Source organism: Pseudomonas inefficax, assembly GCF_900277125.1.
Taxonomy (GTDB): domain Bacteria; phylum Pseudomonadota; class Gammaproteobacteria; order Pseudomonadales; family Pseudomonadaceae; genus Aquipseudomonas; species Aquipseudomonas inefficax.
In genome coordinates this window covers 67,585-82,760 of the sequence record NZ_OPYN01000070.1, presented here as the reverse complement: position 1 = coordinate 82,760, position 15,176 = coordinate 67,585, and the positions used below count along the sequence as shown (strand labels likewise).

The 15,176-nt window shown below is 62.2% G+C and carries 15 protein-coding genes; 1 reads left to right on the top strand and 14 read right to left on the bottom strand.

What is annotated here, in order from left to right; genetic code table 11:
- From lpxB to rpsB, 14 genes are all read right to left on the bottom strand, one after another.
- Positions 1 to 1,128, bottom strand: a complete 1,128-nt coding sequence (gene lpxB, locus JV551A3_RS08015) for a lipid-A-disaccharide synthase (protein ID WP_133970543.1) — start codon at positions 1,126 to 1,128, stop codon at positions 1 to 3.
- Position 1,129: 1 nt separating this feature from the next.
- The gene (gene lpxA / locus JV551A3_RS08010) at positions 1,130 to 1,906 is read right to left on the bottom strand and encodes an acyl-ACP--UDP-N-acetylglucosamine O-acyltransferase (protein ID WP_112251055.1); all 777 of its coding nucleotides are present in this window, start codon (positions 1,904 to 1,906) and stop codon (positions 1,130 to 1,132) included.
- The gene (gene fabZ, locus JV551A3_RS08005) at positions 1,903 to 2,343 is read right to left on the bottom strand and encodes a 3-hydroxyacyl-ACP dehydratase FabZ (protein ID WP_028634990.1); all 441 of its coding nucleotides are present in this window, start codon (positions 2,341 to 2,343) and stop codon (positions 1,903 to 1,905) included. The genes lpxA and fabZ overlap by 4 nt, the downstream gene beginning before the upstream one ends.
- Positions 2,344 to 2,457: 114 nt before the next feature.
- Complete coding sequence (gene lpxD / locus JV551A3_RS08000; RefSeq protein WP_133970542.1) at positions 2,458 to 3,513, bottom strand: UDP-3-O-(3-hydroxymyristoyl)glucosamine N-acyltransferase; 1,056 nt, start codon at positions 3,511 to 3,513, stop codon at positions 2,458 to 2,460.
- A gap of 1 nt (position 3,514) precedes the next feature.
- Entirely contained in the window at positions 3,515 to 4,018 is a 504-nt protein-coding gene (locus tag JV551A3_RS07995) for an OmpH/Skp family outer membrane protein (protein WP_112251053.1), read from the bottom strand.
- 44 nt (positions 4,019 to 4,062) lie between these two features.
- A complete protein-coding gene (gene bamA / locus JV551A3_RS07990) occupies positions 4,063 to 6,423 on the bottom strand; it encodes an outer membrane protein assembly factor BamA (RefSeq protein WP_112251051.1) in 2,361 nt (786 codons plus the stop codon).
- A gap of 75 nt (positions 6,424 to 6,498) precedes the next feature.
- Positions 6,499 to 7,851: an RIP metalloprotease RseP gene (gene rseP, locus JV551A3_RS07985; RefSeq protein WP_133970541.1), complete on the bottom strand. Its 1,353-nt coding sequence runs from the start codon at positions 7,849 to 7,851 to the stop codon at positions 6,499 to 6,501.
- Positions 7,852 to 7,922: 71 nt separating this feature from the next.
- Positions 7,923 to 9,113: a 1-deoxy-D-xylulose-5-phosphate reductoisomerase gene (gene ispC, locus JV551A3_RS07980; RefSeq protein WP_133970540.1), complete on the bottom strand. Its 1,191-nt coding sequence runs from the start codon at positions 9,111 to 9,113 to the stop codon at positions 7,923 to 7,925.
- The gene (locus JV551A3_RS07975; RefSeq protein WP_133970539.1) at positions 9,110 to 9,925 is read right to left on the bottom strand and encodes a phosphatidate cytidylyltransferase; all 816 of its coding nucleotides are present in this window, start codon (positions 9,923 to 9,925) and stop codon (positions 9,110 to 9,112) included. The genes ispC and JV551A3_RS07975 overlap by 4 nt, the downstream gene beginning before the upstream one ends.
- Positions 9,925 to 10,680, bottom strand: coding sequence for a polyprenyl diphosphate synthase (gene uppS / locus JV551A3_RS07970; protein WP_015269194.1), 756 nt, complete (start codon positions 10,678 to 10,680; stop codon positions 9,925 to 9,927). The genes JV551A3_RS07975 and uppS overlap by 1 nt, the downstream gene beginning before the upstream one ends.
- Before the next feature lie 15 nt (positions 10,681 to 10,695).
- The gene (frr, locus tag JV551A3_RS07965; RefSeq protein ID WP_013971251.1) at positions 10,696 to 11,253 is read right to left on the bottom strand and encodes a ribosome recycling factor; all 558 of its coding nucleotides are present in this window, start codon (positions 11,251 to 11,253) and stop codon (positions 10,696 to 10,698) included.
- Entirely contained in the window at positions 11,250 to 11,993 is a 744-nt protein-coding gene (pyrH, locus tag JV551A3_RS07960) for a UMP kinase (protein ID WP_056796398.1), read from the bottom strand. Before pyrH ends, frr begins: the two co-directional genes overlap by 4 nt.
- Before the next feature lie 180 nt (positions 11,994 to 12,173).
- Entirely contained in the window at positions 12,174 to 13,037 is an 864-nt protein-coding gene (gene tsf, locus JV551A3_RS07955; protein ID WP_112251043.1) for a translation elongation factor Ts, read from the bottom strand.
- A 186-nt stretch (positions 13,038 to 13,223) separates the two neighbouring features.
- Positions 13,224 to 13,961 (bottom strand): 30S ribosomal protein S2, encoded by a 738-nt coding sequence (rpsB, locus tag JV551A3_RS07950; RefSeq protein ID WP_003252287.1) that lies wholly within the window; start codon positions 13,959 to 13,961, stop codon positions 13,224 to 13,226.
- A gap of 412 nt (positions 13,962 to 14,373) precedes the next feature.
- Here rpsB and map point away from each other — a divergent pair, with 412 nt between their 5' ends.
- Positions 14,374 to 15,156 (top strand): type I methionyl aminopeptidase, encoded by a 783-nt coding sequence (gene map, locus JV551A3_RS07945; protein WP_133970538.1) that lies wholly within the window; start codon positions 14,374 to 14,376, stop codon positions 15,154 to 15,156.
- Positions 15,157 to 15,176: the final 20 nt, after the last annotated feature.

The window sequence follows — 15,176 nt, the reverse complement described above, 5'->3', positions numbered from 1 at the left end:
TCAGCGGTCCTTGAGCAACGCCAGTACCGCCTCGGCCGCCTGGTTGGAGGCGTCACGGCGCAGGGTGCGGTGAATTTCGTCAAAACGTTCGGTCTGCTGGCTGCCATCGGCTACCAAAGGCGCCAGGGTGCTGGCCAGGGCTTCGCTGGTGGCGGCGTCCTGCAGCAGTTCGGGTACCAACGCCCGCTGGGCCAGTAGGTTCGGCAACGAAACGTAGGGGCTCTTTACCAGCCGTTTGAGAATCCAGTAGGTAAGAGGCGCCAGGCGATAGGCCACAACCATCGGCCGCTTGTACAGCAGCGCTTCGAGGGTGGCGGTACCCGAGGCGATCAGCACCGCGTCACAGGCCGCCAGGGCCTGGTGCGAGTGGCCATCGAGCAGGGTCAGCGGCAGCTCGCGCCCTTCAAGCATCTGCTCGACCTGGGCGCGCCGTGCGGCGTTGGCACAAGGCAGCACGAAACGCACGCCTGGCACCTGCTGGCGCAGCCGTTCGGCCGCATCCAGGAACAGCGCCCCCAGGCGCCCGACTTCGCCGCCACGACTACCCGGCATCAGCGCCACCACCGGCCCTTCACCCAGGCCAAGCGCGGCACGCGCCGCCGGGCGGTCGGCTTCGAGCGGGATGGTATCGGCCAACGGATGGCCGACGAAACGCACAGGCACGCCCTGCTCTTCATAGAACCGCGCCTCGAATGGCAACAGCGTCAGCATCAGGTCGCAGCCTTCGCGAATCTTCAGCACACGCTTCTGCCGCCAGGCCCAGACCGACGGGCTGACGTAGTGCACGGTCTTGATCCCGGCCTGACGCAGTTTCAGTTCGATGTTGAGGGTGAAGTCGGGGGCATCGATGCCGATGAACACATCGGGCTTTTCGCCGATCAAGGTCTCGATCAGCAGCTTGCGGCGCTTGAGCAGCTCACGCAGACGCCCCAGCACTTCGACCAGGCCCATGACGGCCAGACGTTCCATGGGGAAATAGGATTGCAGGCCTTCGGCTTCCATCAAGGGGCCGCCAACGCCGATGAACCGAACGTCGGGGTGGCGGGCCTTGATGGCACGCATCAAGCCGGAACCCAGAATGTCGCCGCTGGCCTCACCTGCGACCAAGGCTACGCAAAGCTGGGCCATGTCAGCGCGTGATGCCGCGGGCGGAGTTCACGATCGACTGACGGAACAGCTCGACCTCAGGGTGTTGCGCGGCCAGTTCAGTCAGTTCCTTGAGCGCGTCTTCGACGGTCAGGCCTTGGCGATAGACAATCTTGTAGCAACGGCGCAGCACGTGAATAACCTCATCGCTGAAACCCCGACGGCGCATGCCTTCGAAGTTCATGCTGCGGGCTTCGGCCGGGCTGCCGAACACGGTGACGAAGGCCGGGACGTCCTTGCCGATAGCCGTGCCCATGCCGGAAAACGCATGGGCACCGATATGGCAGTACTGGTGCACGAGGGTATAACCGGACAGGATCGCCCAGTCACCCACGTGCACATGGCCGGCCAGGGCGGTGTTGTTGACCAGGATGCAGTGGTTGCCGATGACGCTGTCGTGGCCGATGTGGGCATAGGCCATGATCAGGTTGTGGTCGCCCACAGTAGTTTCCGCACGGTCCTGAACGGTACCGCGGTGAATGGTCACCCCTTCGCGGAACACATTGTGGTCACCGATGACCAGACGCGTTGGCTCACCCTTGTACTTGAGGTCCGGGGTGTCTTCGCCGATCGAGGAAAACTGAAAGATACGGTTGTGCTTGCCGATGCGGGTAGGACCTTTGAGCACAACATGCGGGCCGATAACGGTGCCCTCCCCGATCTCTACATCAGGGCCAACGATCGACCAAGGGCCGACCTCGACGCCATCGGCCAGTTTGGCCGAGGGATCGATAATGGCCCGAGGATCAATCGAATTCATAGGGAGCGTTCCGCGCAGGTGATTTCTGCCGAGCAAACCGGCTTGCCGTCGACCAGGGCGCGGCATTCGAACTTCCAGATCATGCTCTTGCGGCTGAGAAACTTGGCTTCCAGCACCAGCTGATCACCCGGCAGCACCGGCTGACGGAAGCGCAGTTTGTCGGAGCCGACAAAGTAGTACAGGGTGCCATCGGCCGGCTTGGCATCAAGCATCTTGAAGCCAAGGATGCCGGCCGCCTGGGCCATGGCTTCGATGATCAGAACGCCCGGCATGATCGGGTGCGCCGGGAAGTGGCCATTGAAGAACGGCTCGTTGATGCTGACATTCTTGTAGGCACGAATGCTCTGGGCCTCGTAGTCCAGATCCGTCACTCGGTCCACCAGCAGGAACGGGTAACGGTGAGGCAGGTATTCGCGAATCTCGTTGATGTCCATCATTTCGGGGGGGAAGCCTGTAATAAGAATAGGGAGCGCAGGTGCTGACCACACGCTCCTTTTGCAGTCCAAAGAGGAGCCAGCTAGCGACTGTTCACTCTTGCTCAGGGAATGGTATCAGCCTTCTGATGTCGGCTGGCCACCTGAGGTCACGGTATCGACGCGTTTTTCCAGCTGCTGGAGACGCTTGGCCATGTCGTCCAGGTGGCGGATACGCGCGGCGCTCTTGCGCCATTCAGCCAGTGGCTGCATGGCAGTGCCGGAAGAATAGGCACCCGGTTCGGTGATCGAACGGGTCACCATGGTCATCCCCGACACGAAAACGTTATCACAGACATCGATATGACCCACCATGCCGACACCTCCGGCAATGGTGCAATGCTTGCCGATGCGCGTGCTGCCGGAAATTCCGACGCAGGCGGCCATGGCCGTATGCTCACCGATCTGCACGTTGTGGGCGATCTGGATCTGGTTGTCGAGCTTGACCCCGTCAGCGATCCGCGTATCCGACAGCGCACCGCGATCGACCGCAGTGTTGACACCGATCTCCACGTCGTCGCCGATGGTCACGCCACCAATCTGGGCGATCTTGCGCCACACGCCCTTCTCGTTGGCAAAGCCGAAGCCTTCACCGCCGATCACCGCACCCGACTGGATGACCACGCGCTTGCCGATGGTCACATCATGGTACAGAGTGACTCGTGGGGCCAGCCAGCCACCCTCACCGATCACGCAACGGGCACCGACCACGCAGTGTGCACCCACGCTGACATTGGCCGCGATGCGCGCACCGCTTTCGATGACAGCAAACGGCCCGATGCTGGCGCTGGCATCCACCTGCGCGTCCTCGGCCACCACGGCGCTGGGATGAATACCCGCCACAGCCTTTGGTTTGGGGTCGAACAAGTGGGAAATGCGCGCGTAGGCCAGGTACGGGTCGGCGACGATCAGCGCATTGCCGGCAAAGCCTTCGGCGTCCGCCGCCTTCAGTAGCACTGCGGCCGCCTGGCTGCTATCCAGGAATTTGCGGTACTGCGGATTGGCGAGGAAGCTCAACTGACCTAGGCCAGCCTCCTGCAAGGTGGCCAGCCCGGTAATCTGCAGCGCCTCGGGCCCCTTGAGGGTGGCGCCGAGGGCCTCGGCCAACTGGCCTAGCGTCATGGTCACGGTCATATCAACGGGCTTGGTTCATGCGCTCGATGACTTGGCGGGTGATGTCGTACTGCGGTTTGACATCGATGACCGCGCCACGCTCGAGTACCAGGTCGTAACCGCCTTTCTTGATCACTTCCTCGACAGCGCCATCCAGCTTCGGCTTCAGCTGCTTGAGCATGTCGCGGTCAGCAACGGCCTTGGCTTCGTTCAGTTCCTTGGACTGGAACTGGAAGTCACGGGCTTTTTGCTTGAACTCGAGCTCCAGGCGCTCACGCTCCTGCTGCTGCATCTTGTCGCCGCCCTTGATCAGACGGTCCTGGATGCCCTTGGCGCTGCTTTCCAGGCTTTTCAGCTTGGTCAGTTGCGGGCCGAACTTCTTCTCGGCATCTACGGCGTATTTCTTGGCCGCGTCAGATTCCAGCAGGGCCATCTGATAGTTCAGGACGGCAACCTTCATTTCGGCGAAAGCCGGGGTGGCGACCAGCGCCGCGGCCATTACGGCCAGTTGGGTCAACTTACGCACGATGCACTCCTGGATAAACCGTTGTCATTAAGCGAGGGCCGACCTCAGAAGGTCTGGCCCAGAGAGAATTGGAACACCTGGGTGTCGGCATCGTCCGGCTTCTTGACCGGCATTGCCAGGCTGAAGCTCAGCGGGCCCAGTGCGGTGATCCAGGTCACGCCCAGGCCGACCGAACTGGCCATGCCCGAGAAACCGACCTTCTCGCAATCAGGCTGGTTGCCGCAATTGGTGTCGAACACGTTACCCACGTCCCAGAACACGGAGGTGCGCAGCGAGCGCTGGTCCTTGACGAACGGCAGCGGGAACAGCAGCTCGACACCACCTTGTACCAGCACGTTGCCACCAAACGGCAACGGATCCTGGTCCGGGTCGGCGATGGTGCCTGGCTTGCCACCGTTGGCCTCGCCGCGGCTTGGGGTACTGCGTGGGCCCAGGCTGCTGTCCTTGAAGCCACGGACGGAGTTGAAGCCACCCGCGAAGTAGTTCTCGTAGAACGGCAGGCCCGAGGTGCTGCCATAACCGTCACCATAACCCAGCTCGGTATGCAGGCGCAGGGTGTAGTCGTTGGTGATCGGCTTGAACAGCTGGCCGCGGTAGTCGAGCTTGAAGAACGACAGGTCGCTGCCCGGGATGGTGGATTCCAGGGTCAGGCTCTGGGAGTGACCGCGGGTTGCCAGCACGCCCTTGTTCAGGGTCGATTCCGACCAGCCGATCGAGGCCTTGAAATTCAGGAAGTTGTCGCCTTCCTCTTCGAGGAAATCGAAGATCTCGTCAACGGTGTACTTACCGGTCTTGATCTTGTCCTGTTGCACGCTCAGGCCATAGGTCAGGCGCGAGGTCTCGCTGATCGGGTAACCGAGGCTGACGCCCGCACCGTAGCTGTCCACCGCGTAGCTGGCCACGTCGACGTCGAGGTCGTCGTAGTCGGTGCTGCGGTAGAAGGCGTTGTAGCCCAGGCTCACGCCATCGGCAGTGAAGTAGGGGTCAACGAAACCGAAGTTGTAGCGGGTCTGGTATTCCGAACGGGTCAGGCCGATGGACACCTTGTTACCGGTACCGAGGAAGTTGCTCTGGCTGATCGAGCCACCGAGGATCAGGCCGGCGCTCTGGGCGAAACCGACACTGGCGGTGATCGAGCCGGAGGCCTGCTCCTCGACGCTGTAGTTGACGTCGACCTGGTCGTCGGTGCCCGGCACCGGCGGGGTCTCGACGTTCACTTCCTTGAAGAAGCCCAGGCGTTCCAGACGGGTCTTGGACTGGTCGATCAGATAGGTCGAGGCCCAGCCGCCTTCCATCTGGCGCATTTCGCGACGCAGCACTTCGTCTTCGGTCTTGGTGTTGCCGCGGTAGTTGATGCGGTTGACGTAGGCACGCTTGCCCGGGTCGACCACGAACATGATGTCGACGGTATGGTCTTCATCGTTCGGCTGCGGCACGCCGTTGACGTTGGCGAAGGTGTAGCCTTCGTTACCGAGGCGGCGGGTGATCAGCTCGGAGGTGCTGGTCATCACCTTGCGCGAGAACACTTGGCCAGGCTGCACCAGCAGCAGCGACTTGACCTGGTCTTCCGGCACCTTCAGGTCACCGGACAGCTTCACGTCGCGGACGGTGTACTTCTCGCCTTCGTTGATGTTGACGGTGATGTAGACGTGTTTCTTGTCCGGCGTGATGGACACCTGGGTGGAGGCGATGTCCATGTTGATGTAGCCGCGGTCCAGGTAGTAAGAACGCAGGCGCTCCAGGTCACCGGAGAGCTTTTCGCGGGCGTACTTGTCGTCGTTCTTGAAGAACGACAGCCAGTTGGTGGTCTTCAGCTCGAACAGCTGCGCCAGGGTCTCGTCGTCGAACACGTTGTTGCCAACGACGTTGATGTGCTGGATGGCGGCGACGGTGCCTTCGTTGATCTTGATCTTCAGCGCCACGCGGTTGCGCGGTTGCGGCACCACCTCGGCGTCGACCTCGGCCGAGTAGCGGCCCTGGGCCACGTACTGACGCTGCAGCTCGTTACGCACGCCTTCGAGGGTGGCACGCTGGAAGATCTCGCCTTCGGCCAGGCCGGATTGCTTCAGGCCCTTCATCAGGTCTTCGGTGCTGATCGCCTTGTTGCCTTCGATCTCGATGCTCGACACCGACGGGCGCTCGACCACGTTGATGATCAGGACATTGCCATCGCGGTTCAGCTGAATGTCCTGGAAGAAACCGGTCTTGAACAGGGAACGGGTCGACTCCACCAGGCGGCGGTCGTCGGCCTGGTCGCCGACGTTCAGCGGCAAGGCACCGAAGACACTGCCGGCGGAAACCCGCTGCAGGCCGTTGACGCGGATATCGGAGATGGTGAAGGACTCGGCGTGAACTTCAGCGATCATCAGTGCGGACATGACCGCAGTTAGCAGCAGACGTTTCATGAAGTCCTTTTATTCCAACTGGCAATAAACAGCCCGCCGCGACAAAACGGCAGGTTTCGCAATTGAGCGAAGCTTTTATAGTCGACCCAGATCGTTGATCAGGGCGAGCAACATCACCCCTATGACCAAACTGATACCGATCTGGACCCCCCAACCTTGCACCCGATCCGACAGCGGACGACCGCGCGCCCACTCGACCAGGTAAAACAGCAAATGCCCCCCATCCAGAACCGGGATGGGCAGCAGGTTAAGAACCCCCAGGCTTATGCTCAGATAGGCCAGGAAATTCAGGAAATCCCCCACGCCGGACTGGGCTGAAGCGCCCGCCACTTTAGCAATGGTTATCGGTCCGCTCAAGTTTTTTACCGAGAGCTCTCCGAACAGCATTTTCTTCAGCGATTCAAGGGTCAGGACACTCATGTTCCAGGTGCGTGACAAGCCCTCGCCCACCGCATCCAGCGGGCCGTAGCTGACTTCGCGGAGCATGTTGGCGGGCCATTCGCCACCTTTTACCCCGGCGCCAAGATAGCCGCCGGCCGCCTTGCCCTCGCCCTTGCGAGCCAGGGTTACCGGGACCTCCAGCGAAGCACCATCGCGTTCGACACGCACCATGACCTTGGCTTGTGGACGAGCCCGCACGGCATCGACCACCTGCTGCCATTCGCTCACCGCCACGCCATCGAGGGCCAGCAGCTTGTCACCGGTTTTCAGGCCCGCAGCGGCAGCCGGCCCCTTCGGATCGATTTCAGCCAACACTGGCACGATTGCCGGGCGCCAAGGGTGCAGCCCCAGGGACTGGATCGGGTCCGGTTCGTCGGCGCCCTTGAGCCAGCTGTCCAGCTTCACCTGCAATTGGCGCTCGGCGCTGGCACCCTCTTCGCGCACGCCAACTTGCAGGGTGCCGCTCTCACCCAGGCGGCGAACCAGTTGAAGGTTGACCGCAGACCAACCATTGGTCGGCTTGCCGTCGATGGAGACGATTTCCTGACCTGCGGTCAGGCCTGCCGATGCTGCCAGGCTGCCAGTATCGACCGCACCGATCACCGGGCGGATCTGCTGGGTGCCCAGCATCGCCAGTACCCAGAAGAACAGGATGGCCAGCAGGAAATTGGCAACCGGGCCCGCCGCGACAATGGCGATGCGCTGGCGCACGGACTTGCGGTTGAACGAGTGCTCGACAAGCGCCGGCGGCACATCGCCTTCGCGCTCGTCGAGCATCTTGACGTAGCCACCCAACGGGATCGCCGCGATCACGAACTCGGTGCCGTGGCGGTCATGCCAGCGCAACAGCGGCGTGCCAAAGCCCACCGAGAAACGCAGCACCTTGACACCGCAGCGGCGCGCCACCCAGAAGTGGCCGAATTCATGGAAAGTGACCAGTACACCCAAGGCTACGAGGGTGCCGATAATCATGTAGAGCGCTGTCATATCCATCTCCGAATGATGTTCAGCGGGCTGGCATCATGCCCAGCCCCCTCGTGAACCGTGGCGGGCCAGCATCAGCGACCGTGACGCCTCAGCCACTCACGGGAAAGCTCCCGGGCACGCTGGTCGGCGGCGAACACCGCGTCCAGCGACGGCAGCGGTACGACGGGCTCCTGATCGAGCACCTGTTCGATCATACCCGCGATCTCGGGGAAGCGGATACGCCGCTGGAGAAATGCCTCGACCGCGACCTCGTTGGCCGCATTGAGCACGGCCGGTGCGCTGTTGCCGGCCTCGGCAGCCTGCCGCGCCAGGCGCAGGCAAGGGAAGCGCTGTTCGTCGGGCGCCTGGAAATCCAGACGGGCGATGGCGAACAGGTCCAGCGGCGCCACCCCGGAATCGATCCGCTCGGGCCAGGCCAGGGCGTTGGCAATGGGCGTGCGCATGTCCGGGTTACCCAGCTGCGCCAGCACCGAACCGTCCACGTAGTCCACCAGGGAGTGGATCACGCTCTGCGGGTGCACCACCACTTCGACCTTGGCTGGTGCGGCATCGAACAGCCAGCAGGCCTCGATCAGCTCCAGGCCCTTGTTCATCATGCTGGCCGAATCCACGGAAATCTTGCGCCCCATGGACCAGTTGGGGTGCGCGCAGGCCTGTTCCGGGGTAACGTCCAGCAGCGCCTCGACCGGGGTCTCGCGGAATGGGCCGCCGGAGGCGGTGAGCAGGATCCGGCGTACGCCGACGGCACTCAGGCCGCGCGCATAGTCGCCGGGCATGCACTGGAAGATCGCATTGTGCTCGCTGTCGATCGGCAGCAGCACGGCACCACTGCGCCGCACCGCTTCCATGAACAGCGCGCCGGACATCACCAGCGCCTCCTTGTTGGCCAGCAACACCTTCTTGCCCGCCTCGACCGCCGCCAGGGTCGGGCGCAGGCCGGCGGCGCCGACGATGGCCGCCATCACCACGTCCACTTCCGACGCAGAAGCTACCTGGCACAACCCGGCCTCGCCTTCCAGCACCTCGGTGGCGCAACCCGCCGCAGCCAGGCTGTGGCGCAGTCGGGTGGCCGCCTCGCCGCTCGGTACCACGGCGAACGCCGGGCGATGGCGCACGCACAGGGCCTGCAACTCATCGATACGCGAATAGCCACTCAGGGCGAACACCTGGTAGCGGTCAGGATGGCGGGCGATGACGTCCAGCGTGCTCAGGCCAATGGAACCGGTGGCCCCGAGCACGGTAATACGCTGCGCAAGACTCACATCACACCCCATTCGGCAGCCCACAGCAGCACGGCGAAAATCGGGATCGCCGCAGTCAGGCTGTCGATGCGGTCGAGCACCCCACCATGGCCGGGCAACAGGTTGCTGCTGTCCTTGATGCCGGAACGGCGCTTGAACATGCTTTCGGTCAGGTCTCCGACCACCGAAGACATGACCACCAGCGCGGCACTCAGCAGGCCCAACAGGATCTGGCCAAAGCCCCAGTCGCGACTGATGCCGACCACCAGGGTAATCACCAGGCTGACCGCCAGGCCGCCATACACGCCTTCCCAGCTCTTGCCTGGGCTGACCTGAGGCGCCAGCTTGCGCTTGCCGAAGGCACGGCCGGAGAAGTACGCGCCAATATCAGCAGCCCACACCAGCACCATGACCGACAGGATCAGCCAGTTACCCAACGGCCAGTGCTTGAGCAGCACCAGCCCCTGCCAGGCCGGCAGCAAGACCAGCAGGCCGATCAGCAACCGGCAGGCGGCACTGGCCCACAGCTCGCTGCTGCGCGGATAGGTAAGCACCAGCCAGGTGGCCAACCCCCACCAGATCACCGCAGCGCCCAGCACCCAGGGCGCCAGCTCCGGAAGGATGTACAGCAGCATCAGCGCTCCGGCGACGACCGCGGCATAGGCGATGCGCAGCGGCTGGGCCATGAGCCCGGCCAGACGCGCCCACTCCCAGGCGCCGAGGGTCACCACGAAGCCGATGAACAGGGCGAAATCCCCACCGTTTAGCAGGAAGAAGCCACCCAGCGCGATCGGCAGCAGGATCAGCGCGGTAATGATGCGTTGTTTAAGCATTAAGCACGAGCTCCAGCCTCGACCTGCTCGCTGGTCTTACCGAAGCGGCGCTGGCGCGAAGCGAAATCGGCCAGGGCGTTGCGCATGGCCTCGTGTTTGAAGTCCGGCCAGTAGAGGTCGGAGAAGTACAGCTCGGCGTAGGCCAGCTGCCACAACAGGAAGTTGCTGATGCGGTGCTCGCCACCGGTGCGGATACACAGGTCCGGCAGCGGCAACTCGCCGGTTGCCAGGCAGGTCTGCAGCAGGCCCGGAGTGATGTCTTCCGGGCGCAGGTGCCCGGCTTGCACTTCCCGCGCCAGCCGCTGGGCGGCTTGGGCGATGTCCCACTGGCCACCGTAGTTTGCCGCGATCTGCAGGATGAAACGGTTGTTGCCCGCGGTCAGCGCCTCGGCTTCGCGCATGGCGGCCTGCAGCTCCGGATGGAAACGCGAACGGTCACCGATGATACGCAGGCTGATGTTGTTCTCGTTGAGGCGCTTGGCCTCGCGCCGCAGGGCCGAGAAGAACAGCTCCATCAGCGCACCGACCTCTTCGGCGGGACGCTGCCAGTTCTCGCTGGAGAAAGCGAACAGGGTCAGTACCTCGACCCCGGACTCGGCACAGACTTCGATGACCGCGCGAACGGCGTCGACACCCGCCTTGTGCCCGGCAACGCCGGGCAACAGGCGTTTTTTCGCCCAGCGGTTGTTGCCATCCATGATGATCGCGACATGACGCGGCACCGAGGACGGCGCCGCTGGCTTGGTCTTTTCCATTAAAAAACCCCGGCCTTAGACGGCCATCAGGTCCTTTTCCTTGGCTTTGAAGGCGGCATCGACCTCGGCAACATACTTGTCGGTCAGCTTCTGGATTTCGTCAGCGGCGCGACGCTCTTCGTCTTCGCTGATTTCCTTGTCCTTGGTCAGCTTCTTCAAGTCGGCCAGGGCGTCACGGCGCACGTTGCGCACGGCCACCTTGGCATCCTCGGCAACGCCGCTGGCCTGCTTGGTGTAGCCCTTGCGGGTTTCCTCGGTCAGGGCCGGCATCGGCACACGGATGGTGGTACCGGCGCTGGACGGGTTCAGGCCCAGGTCGGAGGTGAGGATGGCCTTCTCGATGGCGGCGCTGAGGTTCTTGTCGTGAGCGACGATCTTCAGGGTGCGGGCATCTTCGACGGTGATCGCGGCTACCTGGTTAAGCGGCATCTCGCTACCCCAGGCCGTGACCTTGACGCTGTCCAGGATGCTCGGGTGGGCGCGACCGGTGCGGATTGCCGCCAGGTTGCGAGCCAGGGCCTCAAGGGACTTGGTCATGCGCTCCTGCGCGTCTTTCTTGATGTCGTTGATCATGCTTGGCCTTCCTCGATCAGAGTGCCTTCAGCGCCACCCACCACGATGTTCAGCAGGGCGCCAGGCTTGTTCATGTTGAATACCCGCAATGGCATCTTGTGGTCACGGCACAGGCAGATTGCGGTCAGGTCCATCACGCCCAGCTTGCGATCCAGGACCTCGTCGTAGGTCAGGTGATCGAACTTCTCGGCATGTGGGTCCTTGAATGGATCGGCAGTGTACACACCATCGACCTTGGTCGCTTTCAGCACCACGTCGGCATCGATTTCGATGGCGCGCAGGCAGGCCGCGGAGTCGGTAGTGAAGAACGGGTTGCCGGTACCGGCGGAGAAAATTACCACATCCCCGGAGTTGAGGTGACGAATAGCTTTGCGACGATCGTAATGATCGGTGACACCGACCATGGAAATGGCCGACATGACCAGGGCCGGGATGTTCGAGCGCTCGAGCGCGTCGCGCATGGCCAGGGCGTTCATCACGGTGGCCAGCATGCCCATGTGGTCACCGGTGACACGGTCCATGCCGGCTGCGCTGAGCGCGGCGCCGCGGAACAGGTTACCACCGCCGATCACCAGGCCGACCTGGACACCGATCCCTACCAGCTGGCCAACTTCGAGGGCCATGCGATCCAGCACTTTCGGGTCGATCCCGAAGTCTTCCGAGCCCATCAGGGCCTCGCCGCTAAGTTTGAGCAAAATGCGTTTATAGCGAGGTTGGCGACCACTCACCTGCTGAGCCATTGCGAGTCTCTCCTGCGGCGTACTTTTAGAAAATTCGTGCGGGCTGTTTGCAGCCAGCTAACTGTAGCGTGGCACCGCTTCGGTGCCAGCGGCGATGGGCCTTATAAACCCTTCGCCGTTTTGACAAAGAGGCTGCGCGCGTGAGCGGGCAGCCTCTTTGGGGCGACAGACGGGGCTGTCTTACTGCTTGGCAGCAGCGACCTGAGCGGCAACTTCAGCAGCGAAGTCGTCGACTGGCTTCTCGATGCCTTCGCCTACCTTGAAGTAGGTGAAGGAAACGATTTCAGCACCGGCTTTCTTGGCCAGCTCGCCAACCTTGACTTCCGGGTTCATGACGAAGGCTTGCTCGACCAGCGAGGCTTCGGCCAGGAACTTCGAGATACGACCCTTGATCATGTTCTCGACGATGTTTTCCGGCTTGCCGGCGATCTTGTCAGCGTTCAGCTGCAGGAAGACACCCTTCTCGCGCTCGATGGCTTCGGCCGAAACTTCCGACGGCAGCAGGAACTCCGGGTTCGAAGCTGCAACGTGCATGGCGATGTTCTTGGCCAGATCGACGTCACCGCCTTTCAGGACAACGGCAGCGCCGATCTTGTTGCCGTGCAGGTAGGCACCGACAACGTCACCTTCAACGCGCACCAGGCGACGGATGTTGACGTTCTCGCCGCACTTGGCAACCAGGGCTTCACGAGCAGCTTCGCGCGAGGCGATCAGCGGAGCGGCGTCGGTCAGCTTCTGGGCGAAAGCTTCTTCGATGCTTTCGGCAACGAAGTTCTTGAAGTCATCTTGCAGGGCCAGGAAGTCGGTCTGCGAGTTCACTTCGAGCAGGACGGCGGATTTACCGTCGGTCTTGACGGCGATAGCGCCTTCAGCAGCGACGTTGCCAGCCTTTTTGGCGGCCTTGATGGCGCCCGAGGCACGCATGTCGTCAATGGCTTTTTCGATGTCGCCGTCGGCCTTTTCCAGGGCCTTCTTGCAATCCATCATGCCTTCGCCGGTACGCTCGCGCAGTTCTTTGACCAGCGCTGCAGTAATTGCTGCCATTTCAAAATCCTCTTGGAAAGTTTTTCAACCATTCCACCCGTTCGTCACGGGCGTTCAATTCTGCGAATCCGCTGTGTTTATCTCAGCTGACCCATGATGCGGGGCCGATGCTGACAGCAGGATTTCAAGGTGGCAAAAAGGGGGCAGAGCCCCCTTTTTGCGTGCCAAGTCGACGCTAGCGTCTAATTACTCGGCAGCAGGTGCAGCCGCTTCTTCAGCGTAAACTTCGGTGCCGCCGGCAACGTTGTTGCGGCCGCGGATGACTGCGTCAGCCATCGAAGTCATGTACAGCTCGATAGCGCGGATGGCGTCATCGTTACCTGGGATGATGTAGTCAACACCTTCCGGGCTGCTGTTGGTATCGACAACGCCGATAACCGGGATGCCCAGCTTGTTGGCTTCGGTGATCGCGATGCGCTCGTGATCAACGTCGATAACGAACAGAGCGTCTGGCAGACCACCCATGTCCTTGATGCCGCCCAGGCTGCGATCCAGTTTTTCCAGGTCGCGGGAGCGCATCAGGGCTTCTTTCTTGGTCAGCTTGGCGAAAGTGCCGTCTTCGGCCTGGGTTTCCAGGTCGCGCAGACGCTTGATCGAAGCGCGGATGGTCTTGTAGTTGGTCAGCATGCCGCCCAACCAACGGTGGTCAACGTACGGCGAACCGCAACGAGCAGCTTGCTCGGCGACGATCTTGCCGGCGGAACGCTTGGTGCCGACGAACAGGATCTTGTTCTTGCCCTGGGCCAGGCGCTCTACGAACGACAGAGCGTCGTTGAACATTGGCAGGGTTTTTTCCAGGTTGACGATGTGGATCTTGTTACGCGCGCCGAAAATGTACTTGCCCATTTTCGGGTTCCAGTAACGGGTCTGGTGGCCGAAGTGCACACCGGCCTTCAGCATATCGCGCATGTTGACTTGGGACATGATAGTTCCTTGATAAGTCGGGTTGGGCCTCCACGTATCCCAATGACCAACCCGCGAATTCTGCAACTCGGGGCACCCAGGTCATCGTGTCGACACGTGTGTGGGTTAATGCTGACGGGGTCATCCCCGAAAGCGGCGCATTTTATACCACAGACCGCGGCCGAACGGAACCCGGATACCATTGCGTCCGTCAGCGGCTTTTGCAGCACCCCGCCAAACAGGCCAGAATGCTTTCCATGGATGACAGCTTCAACAAGGGTAACCCGATTCGTGTAGGAGCTGGCTTGCCGGCGATGGACTGCGCAGCAGTCCCAATTCTCCATCCGCATGCCGACCGATCGGCGCCCTGCTCTGCTAGAATCCGGCCTTTCCCGTTTGTTCGCGCCGTGCACGGCGCCGTAGAGAGCCTGTAATGACCGTCACCATCAAGACTGCAGAAGACATCGAGAAGATGCGCATCGCCGGCCGCCTGGCCGCCGAGGTGCTGGAAATGATCGAGGAACACGTCAAGCCCGGTATCACCACCGAAGAGCTGGACCGCCTGTGCCACGACTACATCGTCAACGTCCAGCAGGCCATTCCGGCACCGCTCAACTACAAGGGCTACCCGAAGTCGATCTGCACCTCGATCAACCATGTGGTCTGCCACGGCATCCCCAACGACAAGCCGCTCAAGGATGGTGACACGCTGAACATCGACGTCACCGTGATCAAGGACGGCTACCACGGCGACACCAGCCGCATGTTCCACGTCGGCACCGTGCCAGTATGGGCCGAGCGCCTGTCCAAGGTCACTCAGGAATGCATGTACAAGGCCATCGAACTGGTCAAGCCGGGCTGCCGCCTGGGCGATATCGGCGAAGTGATCCAGAAGCACGCTGAAAAGAACGGCTTCTCGGTGGTGCGCGAGTTCTGCGGCCACGGTATCGGCAAGGTGTTCCACGAAGAGCCGCAGATCCTGCACTACGGCCGCGCCGGCACCGGCATGGAGCTGAAGGAAGGCATGACCTTCACCATCGAGCCGATGATCAACCAGGGCAAGGCCGATACCAAGGTGCTGGGCGACGGCTGGACCGCCATCACCAAGGACCGCAAGCTCTCGGCCCAGTGGGAGCACACCCTGGTGGTGACTGCGACCGGCTACGAGATCTTCACCCTGCGCAAGGACGACACCATCCCGCGCACCTCGGCCTGACCGCACTCCCACAGGCCACT

Coding starts and splice junctions, on each gene's coding strand:
- lpxB (WP_133970543.1), bottom strand. CDS start 1,128: ATGGCCCAGCTTTGCGTAGCCTTGGTCGCAGGTGAGGCCAGCGGCGAC.
- lpxA (WP_112251055.1), bottom strand. CDS start 1,906: ATGAATTCGATTGATCCTCGGGCCATTATCGATCCCTCGGCCAAACTG.
- fabZ (WP_028634990.1), bottom strand. CDS start 2,343: ATGATGGACATCAACGAGATTCGCGAATACCTGCCTCACCGTTACCCG.
- lpxD (WP_133970542.1), bottom strand. CDS start 3,513: ATGACCGTGACCATGACGCTAGGCCAGTTGGCCGAGGCCCTCGGCGCC.
- bamA (WP_112251051.1), bottom strand. CDS start 6,423: ATGAAACGTCTGCTGCTAACTGCGGTCATGTCCGCACTGATGATCGCT.
- rseP (WP_133970541.1), bottom strand. CDS start 7,851: ATGACAGCGCTCTACATGATTATCGGCACCCTCGTAGCCTTGGGTGTA.
- JV551A3_RS07975 (WP_133970539.1), bottom strand. CDS start 9,925: ATGCTTAAACAACGCATCATTACCGCGCTGATCCTGCTGCCGATCGCG.
- uppS (WP_015269194.1), bottom strand. CDS start 10,680: ATGGAAAAGACCAAGCCAGCGGCGCCGTCCTCGGTGCCGCGTCATGTC.
- frr (WP_013971251.1), bottom strand. CDS start 11,253: ATGATCAACGACATCAAGAAAGACGCGCAGGAGCGCATGACCAAGTCC.
- pyrH (WP_056796398.1), bottom strand. CDS start 11,993: ATGGCTCAGCAGGTGAGTGGTCGCCAACCTCGCTATAAACGCATTTTG.
- tsf (WP_112251043.1), bottom strand. CDS start 13,037: ATGGCAGCAATTACTGCAGCGCTGGTCAAAGAACTGCGCGAGCGTACC.
- rpsB (WP_003252287.1), bottom strand. CDS start 13,961: ATGTCCCAAGTCAACATGCGCGATATGCTGAAGGCCGGTGTGCACTTC.
- map (WP_133970538.1), top strand. CDS start 14,374: ATGACCGTCACCATCAAGACTGCAGAAGACATCGAGAAGATGCGCATC.